Source organism: Microbacterium hydrocarbonoxydans (assembly GCF_011752045.1).
Classification (GTDB): Bacteria; Actinomycetota; Actinomycetes; order Actinomycetales; family Microbacteriaceae; genus Microbacterium.
This window is the reverse complement of the sequence record NZ_JAAKXW010000001.1, coordinates 1,552,926-1,576,882: the sequence shown is the minus strand read 5'-3', so window position 1 is coordinate 1,576,882 and position 23,957 is coordinate 1,552,926. Positions and strand designations below refer to the sequence as shown.

The 23,957-nt window shown below is 68.8% G+C and carries 16 protein-coding genes; 14 read left to right on the top strand and 2 right to left on the bottom strand.

Going from position 1 to position 23,957, the window contains the following annotated elements:
- Positions 1-82: 82 nt before the first annotated feature.
- Entirely contained in the window at positions 83-1,003 is a 921-nt protein-coding gene (locus G6G98_RS07355) for a sugar kinase (RefSeq protein WP_164232882.1), read from the bottom strand.
- 166 nt (positions 1,004-1,169) lie between these two features.
- Between G6G98_RS07355 and G6G98_RS07350 the strand changes: the two genes are divergently transcribed.
- The 7 genes from G6G98_RS07350 (at position 1,170) to rpoC (ending at position 14,778) form a co-directional block, all read left to right on the top strand.
- Positions 1,170-2,846 carry an ABC transporter substrate-binding protein gene (locus G6G98_RS07350; protein ID WP_164232884.1) on the top strand — a complete coding sequence of 559 codons (1,677 nt, stop codon included), beginning with the start codon at positions 1,170-1,172 and terminating at the stop codon, positions 2,844-2,846.
- Positions 2,847-2,963: 117 nt separating this feature from the next.
- Positions 2,964-3,968 carry an ABC transporter permease gene (locus tag G6G98_RS07345; protein WP_067349193.1) on the top strand — a complete coding sequence of 335 codons (1,005 nt, stop codon included), beginning with the start codon at positions 2,964-2,966 and terminating at the stop codon, positions 3,966-3,968.
- A 46-nt stretch (positions 3,969-4,014) separates the two neighbouring features.
- Entirely contained in the window at positions 4,015-4,965 is a 951-nt protein-coding gene (locus tag G6G98_RS07340; protein ID WP_067349196.1) for an ABC transporter permease, read from the top strand.
- The gene (locus G6G98_RS07335) at positions 4,962-6,665 is read left to right on the top strand and encodes an ABC transporter ATP-binding protein (protein WP_164232886.1); all 1,704 of its coding nucleotides are present in this window, start codon (positions 4,962-4,964) and stop codon (positions 6,663-6,665) included. The genes G6G98_RS07340 and G6G98_RS07335 overlap by 4 nt, the downstream gene beginning before the upstream one ends.
- A 128-nt stretch (positions 6,666-6,793) precedes the next feature.
- On the top strand, positions 6,794-7,105 hold the full coding sequence (locus G6G98_RS07330; RefSeq protein WP_164232888.1) for a hypothetical protein: 312 nt from the start codon (positions 6,794-6,796) through the stop codon (positions 7,103-7,105).
- A gap of 218 nt (positions 7,106-7,323) precedes the next feature.
- Positions 7,324-10,824 carry a DNA-directed RNA polymerase subunit beta gene (locus G6G98_RS07325; protein ID WP_067349201.1) on the top strand — a complete coding sequence of 1,167 codons (3,501 nt, stop codon included), beginning with the start codon at positions 7,324-7,326 and terminating at the stop codon, positions 10,822-10,824.
- Between the two features lie 78 nt (positions 10,825-10,902).
- Complete coding sequence (gene rpoC / locus G6G98_RS07320) at positions 10,903-14,778, top strand: DNA-directed RNA polymerase subunit beta' (protein WP_067349204.1); 3,876 nt, start codon at positions 10,903-10,905, stop codon at positions 14,776-14,778.
- 171 nt (positions 14,779-14,949) lie between these two features.
- Here rpoC and G6G98_RS07315 read toward each other — a convergent pair whose 3' ends face one another.
- Complete coding sequence (locus G6G98_RS07315; RefSeq protein ID WP_067353372.1) at positions 14,950-15,555, bottom strand: hypothetical protein; 606 nt, start codon at positions 15,553-15,555, stop codon at positions 14,950-14,952.
- A gap of 160 nt (positions 15,556-15,715) precedes the next feature.
- Here G6G98_RS07315 and G6G98_RS07310 point away from each other — a divergent pair, with 160 nt between their 5' ends.
- The 7 genes from G6G98_RS07310 to G6G98_RS07280 all read left to right on the top strand — a co-directional run bounded on the left by G6G98_RS07310 (position 15,716) and on the right by G6G98_RS07280 (position 23,920).
- The gene (locus G6G98_RS07310; RefSeq protein ID WP_164232890.1) at positions 15,716-16,747 is read left to right on the top strand and encodes a LacI family DNA-binding transcriptional regulator; all 1,032 of its coding nucleotides are present in this window, start codon (positions 15,716-15,718) and stop codon (positions 16,745-16,747) included.
- 46 nt (positions 16,748-16,793) lie between these two features.
- Positions 16,794-18,458, top strand: a complete 1,665-nt coding sequence (locus G6G98_RS07305; protein ID WP_164232893.1) for an ABC transporter substrate-binding protein — start codon at positions 16,794-16,796, stop codon at positions 18,456-18,458.
- Between the two features lie 82 nt (positions 18,459-18,540).
- Entirely contained in the window at positions 18,541-19,518 is a 978-nt protein-coding gene (locus G6G98_RS07300) for an ABC transporter permease (RefSeq protein ID WP_067349212.1), read from the top strand.
- A gap of 10 nt (positions 19,519-19,528) precedes the next feature.
- Positions 19,529-20,503, top strand: a complete 975-nt coding sequence (locus G6G98_RS07295; RefSeq protein WP_432207069.1) for an ABC transporter permease — start codon at positions 19,529-19,531, stop codon at positions 20,501-20,503.
- Positions 20,500-21,408, top strand: a complete 909-nt coding sequence (locus tag G6G98_RS07290) for an ABC transporter ATP-binding protein (protein ID WP_164232895.1) — start codon at positions 20,500-20,502, stop codon at positions 21,406-21,408. Before G6G98_RS07295 ends, G6G98_RS07290 begins: the two co-directional genes overlap by 4 nt.
- A complete protein-coding gene (locus G6G98_RS07285) occupies positions 21,405-22,343 on the top strand; it encodes an ABC transporter ATP-binding protein (protein ID WP_208321434.1) in 939 nt (312 codons plus the stop codon). Before G6G98_RS07290 ends, G6G98_RS07285 begins: the two co-directional genes overlap by 4 nt.
- On the top strand, positions 22,340-23,920 hold the full coding sequence (locus G6G98_RS07280) for a glycoside hydrolase family 32 protein (protein WP_243842034.1): 1,581 nt from the start codon (positions 22,340-22,342) through the stop codon (positions 23,918-23,920). Before G6G98_RS07285 ends, G6G98_RS07280 begins: the two co-directional genes overlap by 4 nt.
- The last annotated feature ends 37 nt before the right edge of the window (positions 23,921-23,957 follow it).

The following is a 23,957-nucleotide window of genomic DNA, read 5'->3' as shown; positions in this document are numbered from 1 at the left end:
CAGCGACCGAGACGAAACGCGGTGCAGGAACGGTGGTTGCGGGCGTTTCGTCTCGCTGCGCTCGCTCAACGACCGGGGGCGCTCAGTCCACGTGGTCGCGGGTGCTGGCGAGGGCGCGGGTGGCGATGCGGTGCGCGCGGGCGAGGGCGCCGGTGAGGGACAGCCCGGTGAGGATGCCGGCGAGGAACCCGGCGGCGAACGCGTCTCCGGCTCCGATGGTCTCGACGACCGGCACCGCCAGCGCCTCGCTCTCCGTGCGCTCGTCGCCGTCGAAGGCGATCGCCCCCGCCGGGCTGGTCACGACGAGGCGTCGCGGCTCGGGGAACGTCGCGCGGAGGGCATCCGGGTCCGCCGTGCCGAACGCGGCCTCGGCGTCCGCACGCGTGCAGAAGAGCACATCCGCCCGGCGCGCATACCCGGTGAGGAGCCGCCGCGCCTCGTCCTCGCGCCCTCGCCAGAGAGCAGGGCGCCAGTTCAGGTCGAAGCTCAGCATCCGCCCCTCGCGGGGAGCCGCGAACAGCTCGTCCTGCACGGCGCGCGCGCCGGGGGAGAGGGCCGGGGTGATCCCCGAGGTGTGCACCAGCGCGGCCTCCGCGAGCAGGGCGGATGCCGCGGGGGCGGAGAGCAGCGCGGGGGTCATCGCCGCGGCGGCGGAGCCCGTGCGGTAGTAGTGCATGGTGCCGCCGATCGACCCGTCCGGCAGCGGCGACAGCTCCTTCACGTAGAGGCCGGTCGGCGCCTCGTCGTCGATCTCCACCGCGCTGTCGTCGACGTCGTGGCGGCGCAGCTCCGCGGCGAGGAAGCGCCCGAAGCCGTCGTCGCCGACCCGGGACACGACGGCGGTGCGGATGCCGGCGGACGCCAGCGCGATCGCGGTGTTCCACTCTGCTCCGGCGAGGGAGCGGTGGAAGGTGCGGGCGTCCTCGAGCGGCACCGCCGAGGCGGGGATGAGGGCGACCATGCCCTCGCCGACGCAGACGGCGAGCGGAGACGTGTCGGGCACGTCCTGGACACTACCCGATCGCCACGACGACGTGTTGATACCGGATCGCAACACGGATGGGTTTGGATTCCGGGGGCGTGCTGGGTAGCGTCTAGGCATCACCGTGACCGGCGGCGACGAGGCCGCCGGTACGCGCATGGAAGCGCCCCAACAGGGAAGGTCAACAATGCACCACACAGTCACGCGTCGGCGAGGTCTCCTCGCCGTCACCGGAACCGCACTCGCGGCTCTCGTCCTGTCCGGCTGCGTCGCGAGCGAGCGCGGCGACGACGGCGGCGAGGGCTCCGGCGACGTCGACAGCACCTTCGTCTTCGCCGCATCCTCCGACCCGGCGAGCCTCGACCCCGCCTTCGCCCAGGACGGTGAGACCTTCCGCGTCTCGCGCCAGATCTTCGAGGGTCTCGTCGGCACCGAGCCCGGCACGGCTGACCCCGCCCCGCTGCTCGCGGAGAGCTGGGAGTCCTCCGAGGACGGCATGTCCCACACCTTCGCGCTGAAGGAGGGCGTGACGTTCCACGACGGCACCCCGTTCAACGCCGAGGCCGTCTGCGTCAACTTCGACCGCTGGTACAACTGGACGGGCCTGGCAGCCTCCGAGGCTCTCGGCTACTACTACAACAAGCTGTTCCACGGCTACGCGTCCGACCCGGCCAACGCCGTCTACAAGTCGTGCACGCCCGACGGAGACCTCTCGGTCACGATCGAGCTCAACAAGCCGTTCGCCGGCTTCATCCCTTCGCTGTCCCTGCCCGCGTTCGGCATGCAGAGCCCGTCGGCCCTGCAGGAGTTCAGCGCCGACGAGGTCGGCGGCACGGCGGAGGCCCCGCAGCTCTCCGAGTACGCCACGGCGCACCCGACCGGCACCGGGCCGTTCCAGTTCGAGGAGTGGGCGCCGGGCGAGCAGGTCACGCTGAAGGCCTACCCCGACTACTGGGGTGAGACGGGCCAGATCGAGGAGATCATCTTCCGCACGATCGACGACCCGACCGCCCGCCGCCAGGCACTCGAGGCCGGCGACATCGACGGCTACGACCTCGTCGGCCCCGCCGACAGCGCGGCCCTCGAGGAGGACGGCTTCCGGATGGTCTCCCGTCCGCCGTTCACCGTCCTCTACCTCGCCTTCAACCAGGCCGTCCCCGAGCTGCAGGACATCCGGGTCCGCGAGGCGCTCTCCTACGCCGTCGACAAGGACGCCCTGATCAAGCAGGTCCTCCCCGAGGGCACCGAGAAGGCGACCCAGTTCGTGCCGCCCGTCGTCAACGGCTACAACGAGGACGTCACGACGTACGACTACGACCCGGAGAAGGCGAAGGCGCTGCTCGAGGAGGCCGGCTTCACCGCCGACAACCCGCTCACCCTGACCTTCAACTACCCGGTCAACGTCTCGCGTCCGTACATGCCGGACCCCGAGCAGATCTTCACCGTGCTGTCCACGCAGCTCGCCGAGGTCGGCGTGAAGGTCAACCCGGTCACCGACGCCTGGTCGCCTGACTACCTCGACAAGATCACCGGCACCGCCGACCACGGCATCCACCTGCTCGGCTGGACCGGCGACTACAACGACACCGACAACTTCGTCGGCGTCTTCTTCGGGGCGCAGAGCTCCGAGTGGGGCTTCGACAACCCCGAGCTGTTCCAGAAGCTCGCCGACGCCCGCGGCGTCTCGAGCCTCGAGGAGCAGACTCCGCTGTACGAGGAGATCAACGAGGACATCGCGCAGTTCATCCCCGGTGTCCCGCTCGCGCACCCGGCGCCGACCCTGGCGTTCGACCCGCGTGTGGAGAGCTACCCGGCCAGCCCGGTGAACGACGAGGTCTTCACGGACATCGTCCTCACCAAGTGACGGCCACCGGTCGTTGAGCGAAGAGCGAAGCGACGAGACGAAACGCGGTTTCCGCTGAGAGGCTGCGTTTCGTCTCGCTTCGCTCGCTCGACGACCGGGTGACATACGGAGATCTTCGTGCTGCGCACCATCGGCAGGCGACTGCTGTTCCTCATCCCCACTCTCATCGGCCTGAGCATCCTTCTCTTCGCCTGGGTCAGGGCCCTCCCCGGCGGCCCGGCCGTCGCGCTCCTCGGCGACAGGGCGACCCCCGAGTCCGTCGCCAGGATCAACGAGCTGTTCGGCTTCAACCGGCCCCTCATCGAGCAGTACTTCACCTGGATCGGCCGGCTGCTCCAGGGCGATTTCGGCTCGTCCATCGTGACGTCCCGTCCGGTCGTCGAGGAGTTCTTCCGGAGGTTCCCGGCGACCATCGAGCTCAGCGTGATGGCGCTGATCTTCGCGATCGGCGTCGGCATCCCGCTCGGCTACTGGGCGGCCCGCCGCCATGGCAGGCTCACCGATCACGCCTCGGTCGTGCTGAGCCTCATCGGCATCACCATCCCGGTGTTCTTCCTCGCGTTCATCCTGAAGTACGTCTTCGCCGTGCAGCTGGGCTGGCTGCCGTCGGACGGCCGGCAGAACCCGCGGATCGACGCCACGCATCCCACCGGCTTCTACGTGTGGGACGGCATCATCACCGGCGAGTTCGACGCGGCCTGGGATGCGATCGTGCATCTCATCCTGCCGGCGCTCGCGCTGGGCACGATCCCGCTCGCGATCATCGTGCGCATCACGCGGGCCAGCGTGCTCGAGGTGCAGAACGCGGACTACGTCCGCACCGGCCGCGCGAAGGGCGTCGGCGCGTCGACGCTGCGCAACCGGTTCATCCTGCGCAACGCCATGCTGCCCGTGATCACCACGATCGGACTGCAGACGGGACTCCTGATCTCCGGCGCGGTGCTCACCGAGACGGTGTTCGCCTTCCCCGGGATCGGATCCTTCCTCGCGCGCGCCATCTTCGCCCGCGACTTCCCGGTGCTGCAGGGCTTCATCATCTTCATCGCGATCGCCTACGCCCTGATCAACCTCGCGGTGGACGTGTCGTACAGCTTCATCGACCCGAGAGTGCGGGTGCAGTGATGGAACTCACTCCGACCGCACGCACTGCCCGAAAGGAGGTGGCGCCATGAGCGTCGCACTCCCACCCGCTCAGGGCCCGGAGACGATCGACACCGTCGCCATCGCCCAGGCCGGCCTCAAGGAGGGTCCCGGCGGCTTCTGGCGCGACGTGTTCCGCCGTCTGCGCCGCAACCCCACCGCCTGGATCGGCGCGGCCATCGTGCTGGTGTTCATCCTCGTCGCCATCCTCGCGCCGCTGCTCGCCCCGTATCCGGAGACGGCGCTGCCCGGGGCGAAGAACATCACGCCCACGCACATCCCCGGTCCGGGCGAGCTGCCGGAGTTCCCGCTGGGGCTCGACCGGTTCGGCGGCGACGTGCTGTCCAAGCTGATCTGGGGTGCGCAGGCCTCGCTGCTCGTCGGCGTCGTGTCCACGACGCTCGGCCTCATCGGCGGCATGCTCCTCGGCCTGCTGGCCGGCACGTTCGGCGGCTGGGTCGACACGATCATCATGCGCTTCGTCGACATCATCCTGTCGGTGCCGAACCTGCTGCTCGCCGTGTCCATCGCGGCGATCCTCGGGCAGACGCCGTTCGCGGTGATGATCGCGATCGGCGCCTCGAGCGTGCCGATCTTCGCCCGCCTGCTGCGCGCCTCCATGCTGCAGCAGCGCTCCAGCGACTACGTGCTCTCCGCGCAGACCCTCGGCCTCGGCCGCGGCCGGATCACGATGTCGCACGTGCTGCCGAACGCGATCGGCCCGGTCATCGTGCAGGGCACTCTGACGCTCGCCACCGCCGTCATCGACGCCGCGGCCCTCTCCTTCCTCGGCCTCGGCGGCGGGCGCCCCGAGACGGCGGAGTGGGGCCGCATGCTGACCTACGCGCAGAACGAACTGGCCATCGCGCCGCAGCTGGCCTTCCTCCCCGGTATCTGCATCGCCGTCACCGCCCTCGGCTTCACGCTGTTCGGCGAGGCGCTGCGTGAGGCCATGGACCCGAGGACGAGAGCGCGATGAACGTGGAGAAGGAGAACCGGATGCCGGGCGCACCCCTGCTGTCCGTCGAGGGACTGGCCGTCGACTTCGCGACCATGGACGGAGTCGTGCACGCCGTCGAGGGCGTCGACCTGGAGATCGCCGAGGGCGAGACCGTCGCGATCGTCGGCGAGTCCGGCTCGGGCAAGTCGACCACCGCGATGGCCATCATCGGCCTGCTCGCCGGCGGCGGCAGGGTCGCGGCCGGCAGCATCCGCCTGGACGGCCGGGAGATCGCCCACGCGCCGGAGCAGGAGCTGCGGACCATCCGCGGACGCGACATCGGCCTCGTCCCGCAGGACCCGATGTCGAACCTCAACCCGGTCGCCAAGATCGGCACGCAGGTCGCCGAGACGCTGCTCGCGCACGGGCTCGCGAACCGGCAGAACGTGCAGGAGAGGGTCGTCGAGGCGCTGAGCGCGGCGGGCCTTCCCGACCCGGAGCGACGGGCGAAGCAGTACCCGCACGAGTTCTCCGGCGGCATGCGCCAGCGCGCCCTGATCGCGATCGGCCTCGCCTGCAAGCCGCGCCTGCTCATCGCCGATGAGCCGACCAGCGCGCTCGACGTCACCGTGCAGCAGACGATCCTCGATCAGATCGGTGCGATGACCAGGGAGCTCGGCACCGCCGTGCTGCTGATCACGCACGACCTCGGACTCGCCGCAGAGCGCGCCGAGCGGGTCGTGGTCATGCACCGCGGCAAGGTCGTCGAGCAGGGGCCGGCGCGCCAGATCCTGGAGAACCCGCAGCACCCCTACACCCAGTCCCTGGTGAAGGCGGCGCCCTCCGTGGCGGCCGCGCGCCTGCGGCCGGAGGCGTTCACCGCTCCCCGCTCCGAAGACCCCCGGTCGTTGAGCGAGCGAAGCGAGACGAAACGCACCGAACCCGCCAGCGCCGACAACATCGTCGAGATCGAGCACCTGACGAAGGTGTACCCGGTCCGCGGGCGCGGCGAGGACTTCGTCGCCGTGGACGACGTGTCGCTGGCGATCCCGCGCGGGGAGACGGTCGCGATCGTCGGAGAGTCCGGTTCGGGCAAGACGACGACGGCCCGGATGCTGCTGAAGGTGATCGAGCCGACGAGCGGGCTGATCCGCTTCGAGGGCAAGGACATCTCCTCGCTCACGAAGGCGGAGACCCGCGACTTCCGTCAGCGGGTGCAGCCGATCTTCCAGGATCCGTACTCGAGCCTCAACCCGATGTTCACGATCGAGCGCCTCATCTCCGAGCCTCTGGACTTCTACCGGCGCGGGAGCGGCGCCGACCGGCGAAAGCGGGTCAGCCAGCTCCTCGACGACGTGGCGCTGCCGCAGTCGATGCTCACCCGGTACCCGTCGGAGCTGTCCGGAGGGCAGCGCCAGCGTGTGGCGATCGCGAGGGCGCTCGCGCTCTCGCCGGACCTCATCGTGTGCGACGAGCCGGTCTCCGCGCTCGACGTGCTCGTGCAGGACCAGGTGCTCACGCTGCTGCGCGACCTGCAGAGCGAGTACGGGCTGAGCTATCTGTTCATCTCGCACGACCTCGCCGTGGTCCGCCTGATCAGCGACTACGTGTGCGTGATGAAGGACGGGAAGCTGGTCGAAGCGGCCTCCTCGGAGGAGATCTTCACCAACCCGCGCGATCCGTACACGCGCCGGCTCCTCGCCTCCATCCCCGGCAACGAGCTCGACATCGCCTCCTGAGCGTCCCGCCCCGCACAGCCTCTTGTGCGGGGCGGGACGGAGGACTAGCTTCCTAGTCGTGCGGCGACGTCGCCGCACCCGAGTCGCCGTGGGCGACGACCCGGTGTTCCTCTGGGGTTAGGAAGACCATGAAGAAGACGATGCTGACGTGTGCGCTCGCACTGGGCCTGGTGCTCGGCAGCGGCGGTGCCGCGATGGCGGGGGAGTACAACGGCCAGGGCGGCGACGTGCGCGGCGGGGACAAAGCGCACTCCGCGTGCCACTTCTCCGGACGCGATCTGCCGGACGACGTGGAGATGAACCCGTTCCCGTGGATGGACGACGACGCCGTGACCGGCGGGCACGTGCAGTCTTACGGGATGTATGTGAAGGCGGACATGAAGGGGATGGTGCCGAGTCCTGGAGACGAATGCCGCGGCAACGTCGCGCACGAGGAGTAGCCCGCCGAAGTGGTGGATGCGGATGCTTTTACCGCAGCATCCGGAATTGGTCAAGGATTTGACTTGCCATGTCGCAGAATCGCGTCTATAGTTGGTAGTTGCGCTCGCTTCTCCGTGCCCTCATATGGTGGTCGGCATTCGTTTGAGCTTCTGAGCGCGCACTCCACCTGACGACAAAGGAATCGAGAAGCCCTGCGGGGCTCACGGAGGTTATTCCCTTGGCTGCTGCTCCCAACGCATCCACATCCACCACCACCAAGAACGGACGCGGAGCATCCCGCCTCTCGTTCGCCAAGATCTCCGACACGCTGACGGTCCCTGACCTTCTCGCCCTGCAGACCGAGTCCTTCGGCTGGCTCGTCGGCAACGACGCGTGGAAGGCGCGCGTCGCGGAGGCGAAGGCCGCCGGCCGCACCGACGTCAGCGAGGTCTCCGGCCTCGGCGAGATCTTCGAGGAGATCTCCCCGATCGAGGACCTCGGCGAGACGATGCAGCTCTCGTTCACGAACCCGTACCTCGAGCCGGAGAAGTACTCGATCGAGGAGTGCAAGGAGCGCGGCAAGACGTACGCGGCTCCGCTGTACGTCGAGGCCGAGTTCATGAACCACCTCACGGGTGAGATCAAGACCCAGACGGTCTTCATGGGCGACTTCCCGCTGCAGACCGACAAGGGCACGTTCATCATCAACGGCTCCGAGCGCGTCGTCGTCTCGCAGCTCGTGCGCTCGCCCGGCGTCTACTTCGACAAGACCCCGGACAAGACCTCCGACAAGGACATCGTCTCCGCTCGCGTCATCCCGAGCCGTGGCGCCTGGCTCGAGTTCGAGATCGACAAGCGCGACCAGGTCGGCGTGCGCATCGACCGCAAGCGCAAGCAGTCCGTCACCGTCTTCCTCAAGGCCCTGGGCCTGACCAGCGAGGAGATCCTCGCCGAGTTCGCCGGCTTCCCCTCCATCGAGGAGACCCTGGCGAAGGACACCATCGTCACCAAGGAAGACGCGCTCCGCGACATCTACCGCAAGCTCCGTCCGGGCGAGCAGGTCGCCGCCGAGGCCGCCCGCGCGCTGCTGGACAACTTCTACTTCAACCCGAAGCGCTACGACCTGGCCAAGGTGGGTCGCTACAAGATCAACCACAAGCTCGGCCTGGACGCGCCGCTGACCGACTCGGTCCTGACCGTCCAGGACATCGTCGCGACGATCAAGTACCTGGTCCGCATCCACGCGGGCGTCGAGAGCTTCGACGGCATCCGCGGCGGCAAGCAGACCGAGATCCGCATCGCCACGGACGACATCGACAACTTCGGCAACCGTCGCATCCGCGCGGTGGGCGAGCTCATCCAGAACCAGGTCCGCACCGGCCTGTCCCGCATGGAGCGCGTCGTCCGCGAGCGCATGACCACGCAGGACATCGAGGCGATCACCCCGCAGACCCTGATCAACGTGCGCCCCGTCGTCGCCGCGATCAAGGAGTTCTTCGGAACGTCGCAGCTGTCGCAGTTCATGGACCAGAACAACCCGCTCGCGGGTCTGACCAACAAGCGCCGTCTCTCGGCTCTCGGCCCCGGTGGTCTGAGCCGCGACCGCGCCGGCGTCGAGGTCCGTGACGTCCACCCCTCGCACTACGGCCGCATGTGCCCGATCGAGACGCCGGAAGGCCCGAACATCGGTCTGATCGGTGCGCTCGCGACCTTCGCGCGCATCAACTCGTTCGGCTTCATCGAGACCCCGTACCGCAAGGTCGTCGACGGCGTCGTCACCGAGCACATCGACTACCTGACCGCCTCCGAGGAGGTGGACTTCAACATCGCGCAGGCGAACGCCCCGCTCGACAAGAACGGCCGCTTCCGCGAGAGCCACGTCCTCGCGCGCCCCAAGGGCGGCAGCGGTGAGGTGGACCTCTTCCTGCCGGAGGAGATCGGCTACATCGACGTCTCGCCGCGCCAGATGGTGTCGGTCGCGACCTCGCTCGTGCCCTTCCTCGAGCACGACGACGCGCAGCGCGCGCTCATGGGCGCCAACATGCAGCGTCAGGCCGTGCCGCTGCTGCGCAGCGACTCGCCGCTCGTCGGAACCGGTATGGAGGGCTACACCGCCATCGACGCGGGTGACGTGCTCACCGCCGAGAAGGCCGGTGTCGTCACCGAGGTCTCCGCCGACCGCGTCGTCGTGATGCTCGACGAGGGCGGCACGCAGGAGTACCACCTGCGCAAGTTCGACCGCTCGAACCAGGGCACGTCGTACAACCAGAAGGTCGTCGTCAACGCCGGTGAGCGCGTCGAGGTCGGCGAGGTCATCGCCGACGGTCCCGCCACCGAGAACGGCGAGCTCGCCCTCGGCAAGAACCTCCTCGTCGCCTTCATGACGTGGGAGGGCTACAACTTCGAGGACGCGATCATCCTCAGCCAGGACCTGGTGAAGGACGACACCCTCTCCTCGATCCACATCGAGGAGTACGAGGTCGACGCCCGCGACACGAAGCTGGGCAAGGAGGAGATCACCCGTGACCTCCCCAACGTCAGCCCCGAGCTGCTGAAGGACCTCGACGAGCGCGGCATCATCCGCATCGGCGCCGAGGTCCGCCCCGGCGACATCCTCGTCGGCAAGGTCACGCCGAAGGGCGAGACCGAGCTGTCGGCGGAGGAGCGCCTGCTCCGCGCGATCTTCAACGAGAAGAGCCGCGAGGTCCGTGACACCTCCCTGAAGGTGCCCCACGGCGAGCAGGGCACGATCATCGCCGTCAAGGAGTTCAACGCCGAGGACGGCGACGACGAGCTCGGCTCCGGCGTGAACCGCCGCGTCGTGGTCTACATCGCCCAGAAGCGCAAGATCACCGAGGGCGACAAGCTCGCCGGCCGTCACGGCAACAAGGGCGTCATCGCGAAGATCCTCCCGATCGAGGACATGCCGTTCCTCGCGGACGGCACCCCGGTCGACATCGTCCTCAACCCGCTCGGCATCCCGGGTCGAATGAACTTCGGCCAGGTCCTCGAGACCCACCTCGGGTGGATCGCGAAGCAGGGCTGGAAGGTCGAGGGCACCCCGGAGTGGGCTGCGAAGCTCCCGAAGGAGGCCTTCGAGGCCGCCCCCGGCACCAAGGTCGCCACCCCGGTGTTCGACGGTGCGAGCGAGGAGGAGATCTCCGGTCTCCTCGACTCGACGCTCCCGACCCGCGACGGCGTGCGCCTGATCGACTCGAGCGGCAAGACCCAGCTGTTCGACGGTCGCTCGGGCGAGCCGTTCCCGGCGCCGATCTCCGTGGGCTACATGTACATCCTGAAGCTCCACCACCTGGTCGACGACAAGATCCACGCGCGCTCGACGGGCCCGTACTCGATGATCACCCAGCAGCCGCTCGGTGGTAAGGCGCAGTTCGGCGGTCAGCGCTTCGGTGAGATGGAGGTGTGGGCCCTCGAGGCCTACGGCGCCGCGTACGCCCTCCAGGAGCTCCTCACGATCAAGTCCGACGACATCCTCGGCCGCGTCAAGGTCTACGAGGCGATCGTCAAGGGCGAGAACATCCAGGAGCCCGGCATCCCCGAGTCGTTCAAGGTGCTCATGAAGGAGATGCAGTCGCTCTGCCTGAACGTCGAGGTCCTCTCGGCCGATGGCACCGCGGTGAACCTCCGCGACACCGACGACGAGGCCTTCCGCGCAGCGGAGGAGCTCGGAATCAACATCTCCAGCCGCTTCGAGGCCGCCTCGATCGACGAGATCTGATCCCTTCGACGGGCTCAGCACGCCTGAGCCCGTCGAAGCCCTGATTTCTCACAAAAGAATTCCGACACAGGAGAACTAGTGCTCGACGCAACAACCTTCGATGAGCTTCGCATCGGCCTGGCCACCGCAGACCACATCCGCGCGTGGTCGTACGGCGAGGTCAAGAAGCCTGAGACCATCAACTACCGCACGCTGAAGCCGGAGAAGGACGGCCTCTTCGGTGAGCAGATCTTCGGCCCCTCCCGCGACTGGGAGTGCGCCTGTGGCAAGTACAAGCGCGTCCGCTTCAAGGGCATCGTCTGCGAGCGCTGCGGCGTGGAGGTCACCAAGAGCTCCGTCCGCCGTGAGCGCATGGGCCACATCGAGCTCGCCGCACCCGTCACCCACATCTGGTACTTCAAGGGCGTGCCCTCGCGCCTGGGCTACCTGCTCGACATGGCGCCGAAGGACCTCGAGAAGGTCATCTACTTCGCCGCGTACATGGTCATCTCGGTCGACGAGGAGGCTCGTCACCGCGACCTGGCCACGCAGGAGAACAACATCCGTCTCGAGCTGAAGACGCTCGGCGACCGCCGCGACGCCAAGATCGCGGACCGCCTGGCGAAGCTGGAGGAGGAGCTCGCGGCTCTCGAGGCCGAGGGCGCCAAGGCCGACCAGAAGAAGAAGGTCAAGGACGCCGCCGAGAAGGAGATGTCGCTCATCCGCAAGGGTGCCGACGAGGCGATCGCCAAGCTCGAGCGCGTGTGGGAGGACTTCCGCACGCTCGAGGTCGGCGCCCTCCGTCCCGAGGACGACGTCTTCCACGAGCTGCAGGACCGGTTCGGCCAGTACTTCGAGGCCTACATGGGCGCGGAGTCGATCCAGCGCCGCCTGGCTGCCTTCGACCTGCAGGCCGAGGCGGAGAGCCTGCACCTGCAGATCTCCGAGGGCAAGGGTCAGCGCAAGATCCGCGCGATCAAGCGCCTGAAGGTCGTCAACTCGTTCCTGGAGACCGGCATGAGCCCGGCCGCCATGGTCCTCGACGTCGTCCCGGTGATCCCGCCGGAGCTGCGCCCGATGGTCCAGCTCGACGGTGGCCGCTTCGCGACCTCCGACCTGAACGACCTCTACCGTCGCGTGATCAACCGCAACAACCGTCTTCGTCGTCTGATCGACCTCGGCGCCCCCGAGATCATCGTCAACAACGAGAAGCGGATGCTGCAGGAGGCCGTCGACGCGCTGTTCGACAACGGCCGCCGTGGCCGCCCCGTCACCGGTACCGGCAACCGCGCCCTGAAGTCCCTCAGCGACATGCTGAAGGGAAAGCAGGGTCGCTTCCGCCAGAACCTGCTCGGCAAGCGCGTCGACTACTCCGGCCGTTCGGTCATCATCGTCGGCCCGCAGCTGAAGCTGCACCAGTGCGGTCTGCCCAAGCAGATGGCCCTGGAGCTCTTCAAGCCGTTCGTGATCAAGCGCCTGATCGACCTCGGTCACTCGCAGAACATCAAGGCCGCGAAGCGCGCCGTCGAGCGCACCCGTCCCGAGGTCTGGGACGTGCTCGAGGAGATCATCCGCGAGCGTCCGGTGCTGCTGAACCGTGCACCCACCCTGCACCGTCTCGGCATCCAGGCCTTCGAGCCGCAGCTCGTCGAGGGCAAGGCCATCCAGCTGCACCCGCTCGTCTGCGCGGCGTTCAACGCCGACTTCGACGGTGACCAGATGGCCGTGCACCTGCCGCTGTCGGTCGAGGCCCAGGCCGAGGCCCGCGTGCTCATGCTCGCGTCGAACAACATCCTGAAGCCGTCCGACGGCCGTCCGGTCACCCTGCCCTCGCAGGACATGATCATCGGTCTGCACCACCTGACCACGGTCAAGCCCGGTGCGCTCGGCGAGGGCCGCGCGTTCGGCTCGGTGGGCGAGGCGATCCTGGCGAAGGACGAGGGCACCCTCGACCTGCAGGCGAAGATCCGCATCCGCATCCCCGGCCTGACCTTCCTCGAGGGCGAGGCTCCCGAGGGCTACGAGCGTCACGGTCTCGTCGACGCCTCGCTCGGCCAGGCGATCTTCAACGACGCGCTGCCGAAGGGCTACCCCTTCGTCCGCGAGCAGGCCGACAAGGGCAAGCTGTCGCAGATCGTCAACAAGCTGGCCGAGGAGTACCCCAAGGTCGAGACGGCTGCGTCGCTGGACCGCATCAAGGACGCCGGCTTCTACTGGGCCACGCGCTCCGGTGTGACCGTCGCCCTGAGCGACATCCTCACCCCGCCGAACAAGGCGGAGATCGTCGCCGGCTACGAGAAGCAGGCCGCGAAGGTCCAGTCCCAGTACGAGAAGGGTCTCACCACCGACGCCGAGCGTCGTCAGGAGCTCATCAAGATCTGGACCGAGGCGACCGACGAGGTCCAGGCCGCGATGAAGGCGCACTTCCCGGAGGACAACACCATCAACCGCATGGTGTCCTCGGGCGCCCGTGGTAACTGGCTGCAGATCCGGAACATCGCCGGTATGCGCGGTCTGGTGAACAACCCGAAGGGTGAGATCATCCCGCGTCCGATCATCTCCTCGTACCGCGAGGGCCTGTCGGTGGCGGAGTACTTCATCGCGACGCACGGTACCCGCAAGGGTCTCGCCGACACCGCTCTGCGCACCGCCGACTCGGGTTACCTGACCCGTCGTCTGGTGGACGTCTCGCAGGATGTCATCATCCGCGAGGAGGACTGCGGCACGTCGAAGGGCCTCGAGCTCCCGATCGCCGCGCCGAACTCGCAGGGCGAGCTCGTCCGCGACGCGAACGTCGAGAACTCGGTGTTCGCCCGCACCCTGGCGGCCGACGTCGTCGACAGCAAGGGCGAGGTCCTCGCCGCTGCCGGTGACGACGTGGGCGACGTGCTCATCGACAAGCTGGTCGAGGCGGGTGTCGAGACCATCAAGGTGCGCTCGGTCCTCACCTGCGACTCCGCCGTCGGCGTCTGCGCGCAGTGCTACGGCCGTTCGCTCGCGACCGGCAAGACGGTCGACATCGGCGAGGCCGTCGGCATCATCGCGGCCCAGTCGATCGGTGAGCCCGGTACCCAGCTGACGATGCGCACGTTCCACACCGGTGGTTCGGCATCGGCGGATGACATCACCCAGGGTCTGCCGCGTGTCCAGGAGCTCTTCGAGGCCCGCACCCCCAAGGGCGCGTCGCCGATCGCAGAGGCCGACGGCCGCATCACGATCGACGAGACCGAGAAGGCCAAGAAGGTCATCCTCACGCCCGACAACGGCGACGAGCCGGTCGTGTACCCGGTGCTGAAGCGTGCGACGCTTCTCGTCGAGGACGGCCAGCACGTCACCGTCGGTCAGCCCCTGCAGGTCGGAACGCTCGACCCCAAGGAGGTCATGCGCGTCATGGGTGCCCGCGAGGTGCAGCGTTACCTCGTCGGCGGCGTGCAGGGCGTCTACCGCTCGCAGGGTGTGCCGATCCACGACAAGCACATCGAGGTCATCGTCCGCCAGATGCTCCGCAAGGTCACCGTCGTCGACCACGCCGACACGACCCTGCTGCCGGGTGAGATGGTCGACCTGAAGCGCTACCAGCAGATCAACCGCGAGGCCGTGGCCGAGGGCAAGCGCCCCGCGTCGGGTCGCCCGGAGCTGATGGGTATCACGAAGGCGTCGCTCGCGACCGAGTCGTGGCTGTCCGCCGCGTCCTTCCAGGAGACGACCCGCGTGCTCACGCAGGCCGCCATGGAGGGCAAGCGCGACCCGCTGGTCGGTCTCAAGGAGAACGTCATCATCGGTAAGCTCATCCCCGCCGGAACCGGTCTCTCGAAGTACCGCGACGTCACGGTCGAGGCCACCGAGGAGGCCAAGAGCGAGCGCTACCCGAACCGGATCTTCGCATCCGACGGGGCGTACGCCGACGGCGACTTCGGCTACGTCGACTTCGACGCGTTCTCGACGGACGACATCACGCCGGGCACCTACAACTGAGTGAGGCGACAGCCGCGCTCACGTGCTGAGTGAGTGAGAAGGCCCCGGGCAATCAGCCCGGGGCCTTCTTCGTGTCCGGATGCCGGCGAGGCGGCATCCGCTCCCGTTCCCGTATGAGTTGTTGTCGTGGAAACGCCGTTTCGACCACGACAACTCATACGGGAACTGAGGTCAGTCGAAGAGGCTCTTCACGATGCTCGAGGTGTAGCCGTTCGGGGCGAGGTTCGAGTAGCGGGTGTCGATGAGGATGTCGTCGCGCCAGAACAGCGTGCGCCCGTCGGTGACCGGATACTGCTCGTTCTGCCAGGTCTTCTCGCATCGGGTGCCGCCGTCGGGGGTGAAGCAGGTGAACCCCTCGTTCGCGACCAGTGCGTTGAGCATGTCGAGCGCCGGACCGCGGTTCATCGCGGAGATCTTCGTGACGAGATTGGTCGTGTCGGCCTGCGGGTCGCCCCAGATGCAGGTGAGCGTCCCGTCGTCGCCGACTCCCGAGGGGCCGAAGGCCTTGTCGTTCAGCGGGATATCGTCGAGCTGCGAGAGCACGTCCTCGGAGAGGATCGCGCGGCAGTCGGTGGGCAGCACCACGCCCTTCGTCGTCGGGGTCGGCGACGGCGAAGGGGAGGGATCCGACGTGTCTTCCGGCTCCGGCGTGGAGCCGGTCGAGGGCTTCTCGGTGCCGCCCGCGCCCTGCCCGCCGCCGGATGACGCAGGACCGCACCCTGCCAGCACCGCGATGAGCAGGAGAGCGGATGCCGCCGCCGCGAGTCGTGCGTTCATGGCCACACCGTACTCCTCTCCTCGGCCGGATCAGGGATCCCGCCTCCGGGTTTCGACGGCTGGCAGCACAGCGGTGTCGAAATCGCGGTTGACGCGCGTAAGTAACTCGGGTAAGTTGATCGGAGCATCCCCGATCCGGATGCCAGACGAAGGAGTCCCCATGTCCACCGCGCGCGCGAGGGCCGTCACGATGGCCGACATCGCCAAGGAGGCGGGCGTCAGCCGCGCGACGGTGTCCTTCGTGCTGAACGAGCGCGAGGACGTCGCGATCCCGGAGCGCACCCGCGAGCGCATCCGCGGCATCGCCGCCGGGCTCGGGTACCGCCCCAACCTCGCGGCCCGCGGCCTCGCTCTGCAGCGCAGCGGCTCCTACGGGCTCGTGACCGAGATCGTCACCTCCCCTCTCGCGGTGCAGGTCATCCTCGGGGCGCAGGAGCAGGCGTGGGCGGAGGAGCGGTTCCTCCTCATCGCGCCGAGCGACGACGAATGGCAGATGGAGCCCGCAGCGATCGAGAAGCTGCTCGAACAGCGCATCGAAGGCCTCATCATCGCAGCGACCTGGCACCGAGCCGTCGTCGTCCCGCCGAACGCGTACGACGTGCCGTGCGTGCTGGTGAACTGCTTCGACGCCAACGGCATCCTGCCGAGCATCGTCCCCGACGAGGTCGGCGGCGGGCGCACGGCAGCCCGGGTGCTCATCGAGGCCGGTCACCGTCGCATCGGGCATGTCACCCTGGAGCCCGGCATCCCCGCCCAGGTCGGCCGCCTCGAGGGCTTCCGCGCCGCGCTCGCGGAGGAGGGGATCGTCCTCGAGGACGCCCTCGTCATCGCCGGCGACGGATCGACCGAGAGCGGCTACCGGGGAGCGGTCGAGCTCCTCGAGCTCGACGACCGGCCGACGGCGATCTTCTGCGGCAACGACCGCATGGCCATGGGCGTCTACGACGCCGCGAAGGAGCGCGGCATCCGCATCCCCGAGGACCTCTCGATCGTCGGTTTCGACGACCAGAGGTTCCTGGCGGAGGCCCTGCGCCCCGGCCTCACGACTGTCGCCCTTCCCTTCGAGGAGATGGGCGCCCGTGGGGTGAGCATGCTCACCTCATTGACAGCGGGCAGCACGATCGAGAACCCGAAGGTCGTGATCGACTGCCCGCTGCGTTTGCGTTCATCAGTTGGACTGGTACTCCGCTGATGAGCTTCCCCACCCTGCACCGACAAGTCCAAGGAAGGACTCATCCATGCTATCCGTACGATTCCCTCGCCGTCGGGCGACCTTCGCGCTCGGGGCCGCCGCCGTCTCCGCGGCGCTCCTGCTGAGCGGCTGCACGGCCGGCGACACCGCCGGCGGCGACGCTGCTGCGCTGCTCACCATCCCGCGTGAGGACATGGGCACGTTCACGCAGAACTTCAATCCGTTCTCCCCGAACGCGGCGCCGATGACACAGCAGGCCGTCTACGAGTCGATGCTCGTCTACAACCCGGCCGACGGCTCCACGGTGCCGTGGCTCGCGGAGGAGTGGACCGCCTCTGACGACGGGCTGAGCCTGACGTTCACGCTGCGCGACGGCGTGAAGTGGTCCGACGGCGAGCCGCTCACCGCGGACGACGTGGTGACGACCTTCGACCTGCAGCGCGAGCTCTTCGAGGGGAGCTTCGCCTACCTCGCCGGCGTGGAGGCGGCGGATGCGAGGACCGTCGTGTTCACCTTCGCCGAGGCCTTCTCGCCCGCGCTCTACGAGATCGGCCAGCAGATCATCGTCCCCGATCACATCTGGGCGGACCAGAAGGACCCGGCGAAGTTCGAGAACGAGGAGCCCGTCGGAACCGGCCCCTTCACCGAGGTCTCCAACTTCCAGGCGCAGTCGTTCGACCTGCTGCCGAACCCCGAGTACTGGGGCGAGGCGAAGATCCCCGGCATCCGGATGCTCGCGTTCGCGGGCAACGACGGCGCGAACCTCGCCGCGATCAACGGCGACGTGGACTGGGCGCCGCAGTACATGCCGGACATCCAGAAGACCTACGTCGACAAGGACCCGGAGCACCGCACCTACTGGTTCCCGCCCACCGGCTCGGAGATCCACCTCCAGCTCAACACGACCCTGCCTGAGTTCAGCGACCCCGACGTGCGCAAGGCGCTCAGCATGGCGATCGACCGCGAGCAGGTCGTCGAGGTCGGCATGTCCGGCTACACCGAGCCGGCCGACTGCACCGGCCTCTCCGGGAACTACGACGAGTGGCGCGACCCCGCGGTCGCCGACGCGTGCACCTGGACCGAGCGGGACCTCGAGGGCGCGGCCGCGCTGCTCGACGCCGCCGGCTACGTCGAAGGGGCCGACGGCCTCCGCGTCACTCCCGAGGGCGAGCCCTTCGCCTTCGACATCTCCGTCGGGTCGACCTCGACCGACTGGCTCTCGGTCGCCAACGTGATCTCGCAGAACCTCGAGGACATCGGCGTGACGGCGACGGTGGATGCTCCGGACTGGGCCGCCGTCGTGGCCGGCTACGAGACCGGCGAGTTCGAGAGCGGCATCGTCTGGAGCGACAACGCCCCGACCCCGTTCCAGTACTACCGCGCCGTGATGGGATCGTCGACCGTCAAGCCGGTCGGCGAGCAGACCTTCTCGAACTACCACCGCTTCAGCGACCCGCGCGCCGACGAGCTGCTGGCCCGCTTCGCCGCGACGGCCGACGAGGCCGAGCAGCACGACATCGTGAACCAGCTCCAGTCGATCTACGACGAGACCGCCCCGGTCATCCCGCTGTTCCCCGGCCCGGAGTGGGGCGCCTACACCGACGTCCGGTTCACGGGCTGGCCCACCGAGGAGAACCCGTACGCGACGCTGGCGACGCGCTCGCCGACGACCGTCCTCGTGCTCACCACGCTCGAGCCCGTCGAGAACTGATCGCCCCGGCGATCGCCTGACCCTGGGGGCCGGACCGAGTCCGGTCCCCAGGCACCACCCTCCTGACGCGAAAGGGCTCGTCATGGGCTTCATCCTGCGCCGTCTCGGCTTCTACGTGGTCGCCTTCTGGCTGTCCATCACCCTCAACTTCCTGCTTCCCCGGCTGATGCCGGGCGACCCGGTGTCGCGGATGCTGTCGCGCTCACAGGGCCGGCTCGACCCGGATCAGATCGAGTCGCTGCGCCGGCTGCTCGGCGTCGACGCGCGGCCCTGGTGGGAGCAGTACCCCGAGTACCTGGGCCGCATCCTCAGCGGCGACTTCGGCATCTCGATCTCCCGCTTCCCGACCCCGGTGACCGAGGTGATCGGCAGCCAGCTCGGCTGGACGCTGCTGCTGGGGGCCACCTCGCTGCTGTTCGCGGTGGTCATCGGCAACCTGCTCGGCATCCTCGCCGCCTGGCGTCGGGGCAGCTTCCTCGACTCGTTCGTCCCGCCCTTCCTCGTGTTCATCGGCTCGTTCCCCTACTTCTGGCTCGCGATGGGGCTGCTCTGGCTCTTCGGCGTGACCCTGGGCTGGGCCCCGCTCCGGCATGCGTTCTCCGTCGGTCTCGTCCCCGGGTGGAACCTCGCCTTCATCGGCGACGTCGCGGCGCACCTCGTGCTCCCCGCCCTGTCGATCGTGCTCGTCTCGGTCGGCGGATGGATGCTGGCGATGCGCAACACGATGATCGCGACCAACAGCGAGGACTACATCCTCATGGCCGAGGCGAAGGGCCTGCGGCCGTCGCGGATCATGCTCCGCTACGCGGCCCGCAACGCCATGCTCCCGGCCGTCACGAACATCGGCATGAGCATCGGGTTCATCGTCGGCGGGGCGCTGCTGACCGAGGTCGTGTTCGCCTACCCGGGTGTCGGGTACCAGCTGATGGCCGCCGTGCAGGGGCTGGACTACCCGCTCATGCAGGGCATGTTCCTGACCATCACGGCGGCTGTGCTCATCGCCAACTTCCTCATCGACATCATCTACGTCCGCCTCGACCCGCGCGTGCGGGTCTCCTGAGAGGAGCGGGATCATCGCCATCTCCCAGACCCAGGCGCTCCTCACGGGGCGTCCGCCGGCTCGCGGCCGATCGCTGCTGCGACTGCTGCGCGCGCTCGGCCGCAACGGCAAGGCCGTCGCCGGCCTGATCATCATCGTCGCGTTCATCGCCCTCGCGCTCCTGGCGCCGGCGATGTTCCCCGGCGATCCCTCCCGCATCGGCTCGGGGGGTGCGACGCCGCCGAGCCTCGAGCATCTCCTCGGCACCACCTCGAAGGGACAGGACGTGCTCGCGCTCACGCTCTGGGGCTCGCGCTCCTCGCTGCTCGTCGGCCTCGTCGCCGGCATCCTGGCCACGATCATCGCGATCCTCGTCGGACTCGCGAGCGCCTACTTCGGTCGCGTGGCCGATGACGTCCTCAGCCTGCTCACCAACGTGTTCCTGCTCATCCCCGGTCTGCCGCTCCTCGTCATCCTCGCCGCGTTCCTGCCTCCGGGCCTCGGAACGGTGATCATCGTGCTCGCCATCACCGGCTGGGCGGGTGGCGCCCGGGTGCTCCGCGCGCAGGCGATGTCGATCCGCGGCAAGGACTATGTCGCCGCCTCCATCGTCACGGGCGAGCCGGCGCTGAGGATCATGCTCCGCGACATCCTGCCGAACATGGCGTCGATCGTGATGATGACGCTGCTGGGCAGCATCATCGGCGCGATCGGCGCCCAGGCCGGGCTCGAGTTCCTCGGCCTCGGCGACTCCAACACGATCTCCTGGGGCACCAACCTGTTCTGGGCGACCAGCGACGGCGCGCTCATGCTCGGGCAGTGGTGGATCTTCTTCCCGTCGGGTCTCGCCATCGCCCTGATCGCGTTCGCCCTCGCCCTGTGCAACTACGCGGTGGACGAGATCACCAACCCGCGCCTGCGCACGCCCCGTCGCGCCGCGAGCGCGACCGCGCCGACCGCGGTGGATATCGGCGGCACCGCCGCCGGAGAGGACGGTGCCCGATGAGTGCGCTGCTGGAGATCGAGGACCTCGTCGTCGACTACGTGAGCGACGAGCGCGCGGTCCGCGGCGCCGACCGTGTGAGCGTGTCGATAGCGCCGGGGGAGATCCTGGGGCTGGCCGGCGAATCGGGATGCGGCAAGTCCACCGTCGCGAACGCGGTGATGCGCCTGCTCAAGGATCCGGCGCGGATCAGCGGCGGAGCGATCCGCTTCGACGGGCAGGACGTGCTGCGGATGGATGCCGATCGGCTGCGCGACTGGCGCTGGCGCGAGGCGGCGATGGTGTTCCAGTCGGCGATGAACTCGCTGAACCCGGTGATGCGCATCGGAGATCAGCTCGCTGACGTGTTCACCACGCACGAGCGGATGCCGCGGCGCAGAGCGCTCGACGAGGCGCAGAGGCTCCTGGAGCTGGTGCGCATCGACCCCGCGCGCATGAGGGCGTACCCGCATCAGCTCTCCGGGGGCCAGCGGCAGCGGGTCGTGATCGCGATGGCCTGCGCGCTCCGGCCGAAGCTGCTCATCCTCGACGAGCCGACCACGGCGCTCGACGTCGTCGTGCAGCAGGAGATCCTCGCGCAGATCAAGGAGCTGCAGTCCGAGCTGGGGTTCTCGGTGCTGTTCATCACCCACGACATGTCCCTGATGCTCGAGCTCTCCGACCGCATCGGCGTGATGTACTCCGGCCGGATCGTGGAGCTGGCGCCGGCGCATGTGCTGCGGCACGGGGCACGGCATCCGTACACGAGGGCGCTCCTCGGCGCCTTCCCCTCGATCACCGGCCCGCGCACGAGGCTCACCGGCCTCGCCGAGGGCACCCGGTTCACCGACATCGGCGATCTCGTCGAGGTGGCGCCGGGGCACTTCGTCGCCCCGGGCGAGACCGTGCTGCGAACGGAGGAGGCATGATGTCCCAGGGACGCGACGTCCCGGCGATCAGGATCGCCGGGCTGGACAAGACGTTCACGCAGGGGAGCTGGCGCTCCCGTCGGCGCGTCTCCGCGCTGAAGTCCGTCGACCTCGAGATCGGCCGCGGCGAGATCGTCGCCCTGGTCGGGGAGTCCGGGTCGGGGAAGTCGACCCTGGCGCGGTGCATCGCCCGCCTGGAGACACCGGATGCCGGTGTGCTCGAGGTGCTCGGGGAGGATGTGCTCCGCACCCAGCCGCGGCGGGCGACGAAGGCCTACCGGCGCACGGTGCAGATGGTGTTCCAGGATCCGTTCGGATCGCTGAACCCGACCCAGCGGGTCGAGCACGTGCTCGCCCGGCCGCTGCTGCTCCACGGCGGCGTGCGGGGCGACCTGCGTGCGCGGCTCGAAGAGCTCGTGACCTCGGTCGGCCTGCCCGTCGACGTGCTCGGATCCTTCCCGCACGAGCTGTCAGGAGGACAGCGTCAGCGCATCGCCATCGCGCGGGTGCTGGCCGTCGAGCCGGACATCATCGTCGCCGACGAACCGACATCGATGCTCGATGTGTCTGTGCGGATCGGGGTGCTCAACCTGCTCGCGCGCCTGCGCGACGAGCGCGGCATCGCCATCCTGTACGTCACGCACGACCTGGCCTCGGCGCGCTATCTCGCCGACCGCATCGTCGTGATGCACCAAGGGGTCCTCGTGGAGGGCGGGGATGCCGTCGCGCTGCTCGCCGAGCCTCAGCATCCCTACATGCGGATGCTGGTCGGCGCGGTGCCTGACCCGGACCGGCGCGCGCCGTACGACCCGGCGGCGCGTGCCAGGCAGCGGACCGAGATCTGGGAGTGGGCGGAGTCGGAATCCGCCCGCGTGCACGTGAACGAGAGCGCCGGCCACTGGGTGTGGGCGCCGAAGGAGAGGAAGACCTCATGACGGACAAGGAACAGGATCACGGCATGTCACGCAGGACGCTGCTCACGGGAGCCGGCATCGCGGCCGTTGGGACCATCTGCGCTCCGGCCGCGACGGCCGCTGCCGCACCGGCCCCCGCCGCTGCCGTGCCGGCGGCGAATCCGTCGGCGCGGCAGCGGAGCCGCCCCGCGTATCACTTCAGCGTCCCGGACAACTGGAAGAACGATCCCCAGCGCCCGATCTTCGTGAACGGCGAGTACCTGTACTACTACCTGTACAACGCCGACTACATCGACGGGGGTGCGGGGACGGCGTGGCGGCTGGCCACGACGACCGACCATGTGAGGTTCCTCGACCGCGGGGTCGCCATCCCCAAGTTCTCCAACGCGAACGGCGACTGCTGGTCGGGCAGCGTGGTGGTCGACGAGCACGACACCGCCGGGTACGGGAAGGGGGCCGTGATCGCCCTCGTCACGCAGGCGCCCGAGGGCCGGCAGGCGCAGTTCCTCTGGTACTCCACCGACGGCGGGCGCACGTTCGCCCCCGGTGACGCGGCTCCGGCGCTGCCGAACCCCGGCGTGCACGACTTCCGCGACCCGAAGGTGATGTGGGACGCCGACCGGTCGCGCTGGTCGATGGCGAACGCCGAGGGGAACCGCATCGGCTTCTACGCCTCCGCGGACCTGAAGTCGTGGATCCGCACCGGCGAGTTCGTCCGCACCGACATCGGCCTGCTCGAGTGCCCCGACGTGTTCCGGATGACCGCGGACGACGGAACCTCGCAGTGGGTGCTCGGGGTCAGCGCGAACGGCAAGGGGAGGGGGCTGCCGGCGACCTACGCCTATTGGACGGGACGCTTCGACGGCGCCGCGTTCACCCCCGACCGGGATGAGCCGCGCTGGCTGGACTGGGGCTTCGACTTCTACGGTGCTGTGACGTACCCGGATCACGACGAGTCAGGGGCGGAGAACCCGGCTCTGCGCAGGGCCATCGGCTGGGCGAACTTCTGGGACTACCCGCACAACACCCCGACCCTCGCGACCGACGGCTACAACGGCGACGACATGATCGTGCGCGAGCTGACGCTGGTCGCCGCGGACGCCGGGTATCGTCTGCACTCGGCGCCACCGGCGGCGCTCGCCGGATACGCGACGCGGACGCATCGGCTCGGCGACGTCACGGTGCAGGGGACGCGCGATCTCGACATCCGCTCTGGCGCGTACGACCTCAGCGCCGAGCTGGTGTGGGATCCGGCCGCACCGCCGGTGAACATCGGCTTCGAGGTGTGCCGCGCGCCCGGCGGCGGGCGTCACGTGGCTGCGGGTGCCTACCTGCGCGGGCCGTTCGCGTACGTCAACCGGCGGCCCACCATCAACCCGACGGGAGGGGAGTCCCAGACTCCGGTCGACCCGGCCGCGGGCCGGCTGAAGGTGAGGCTGCTCGTCGACCGCACCAGCGTGGAGCTGTTCCTCGACGACGGCCGCGCCGTGCACTCGCACCGCGTGTTCCCGCTCGAGGGCGACGACGGCATCCGCCTGTACGCGCACGAGGGCACAGCCGTGTTCCGCGATCTGACGATCCGCGAGATCGCGCTGTGACCTCGGCCGTCCCGCCGGGTCCGCGCGGCGGGACGAC

Coding starts and splice junctions, on each gene's coding strand:
- G6G98_RS07350 (WP_164232884.1), top strand. CDS start 1,170: ATGCACCACACAGTCACGCGTCGGCGAGGTCTCCTCGCCGTCACCGGA.
- G6G98_RS07340 (WP_067349196.1), top strand. CDS start 4,015: ATGAGCGTCGCACTCCCACCCGCTCAGGGCCCGGAGACGATCGACACC.
- G6G98_RS07335 (WP_164232886.1), top strand. CDS start 4,962: ATGAACGTGGAGAAGGAGAACCGGATGCCGGGCGCACCCCTGCTGTCC.
- G6G98_RS07330 (WP_164232888.1), top strand. CDS start 6,794: ATGAAGAAGACGATGCTGACGTGTGCGCTCGCACTGGGCCTGGTGCTC.
- G6G98_RS07315 (WP_067353372.1), bottom strand. CDS start 15,555: ATGAACGCACGACTCGCGGCGGCGGCATCCGCTCTCCTGCTCATCGCG.
- G6G98_RS07310 (WP_164232890.1), top strand. CDS start 15,716: ATGTCCACCGCGCGCGCGAGGGCCGTCACGATGGCCGACATCGCCAAG.
- G6G98_RS07305 (WP_164232893.1), top strand. CDS start 16,794: ATGCTATCCGTACGATTCCCTCGCCGTCGGGCGACCTTCGCGCTCGGG.
- G6G98_RS07300 (WP_067349212.1), top strand. CDS start 18,541: ATGGGCTTCATCCTGCGCCGTCTCGGCTTCTACGTGGTCGCCTTCTGG.
- G6G98_RS07290 (WP_164232895.1), top strand. CDS start 20,500: ATGAGTGCGCTGCTGGAGATCGAGGACCTCGTCGTCGACTACGTGAGC.
- G6G98_RS07285 (WP_208321434.1), top strand. CDS start 21,405: ATGATGTCCCAGGGACGCGACGTCCCGGCGATCAGGATCGCCGGGCTG.
- G6G98_RS07280 (WP_243842034.1), top strand. CDS start 22,340: ATGACGGACAAGGAACAGGATCACGGCATGTCACGCAGGACGCTGCTC.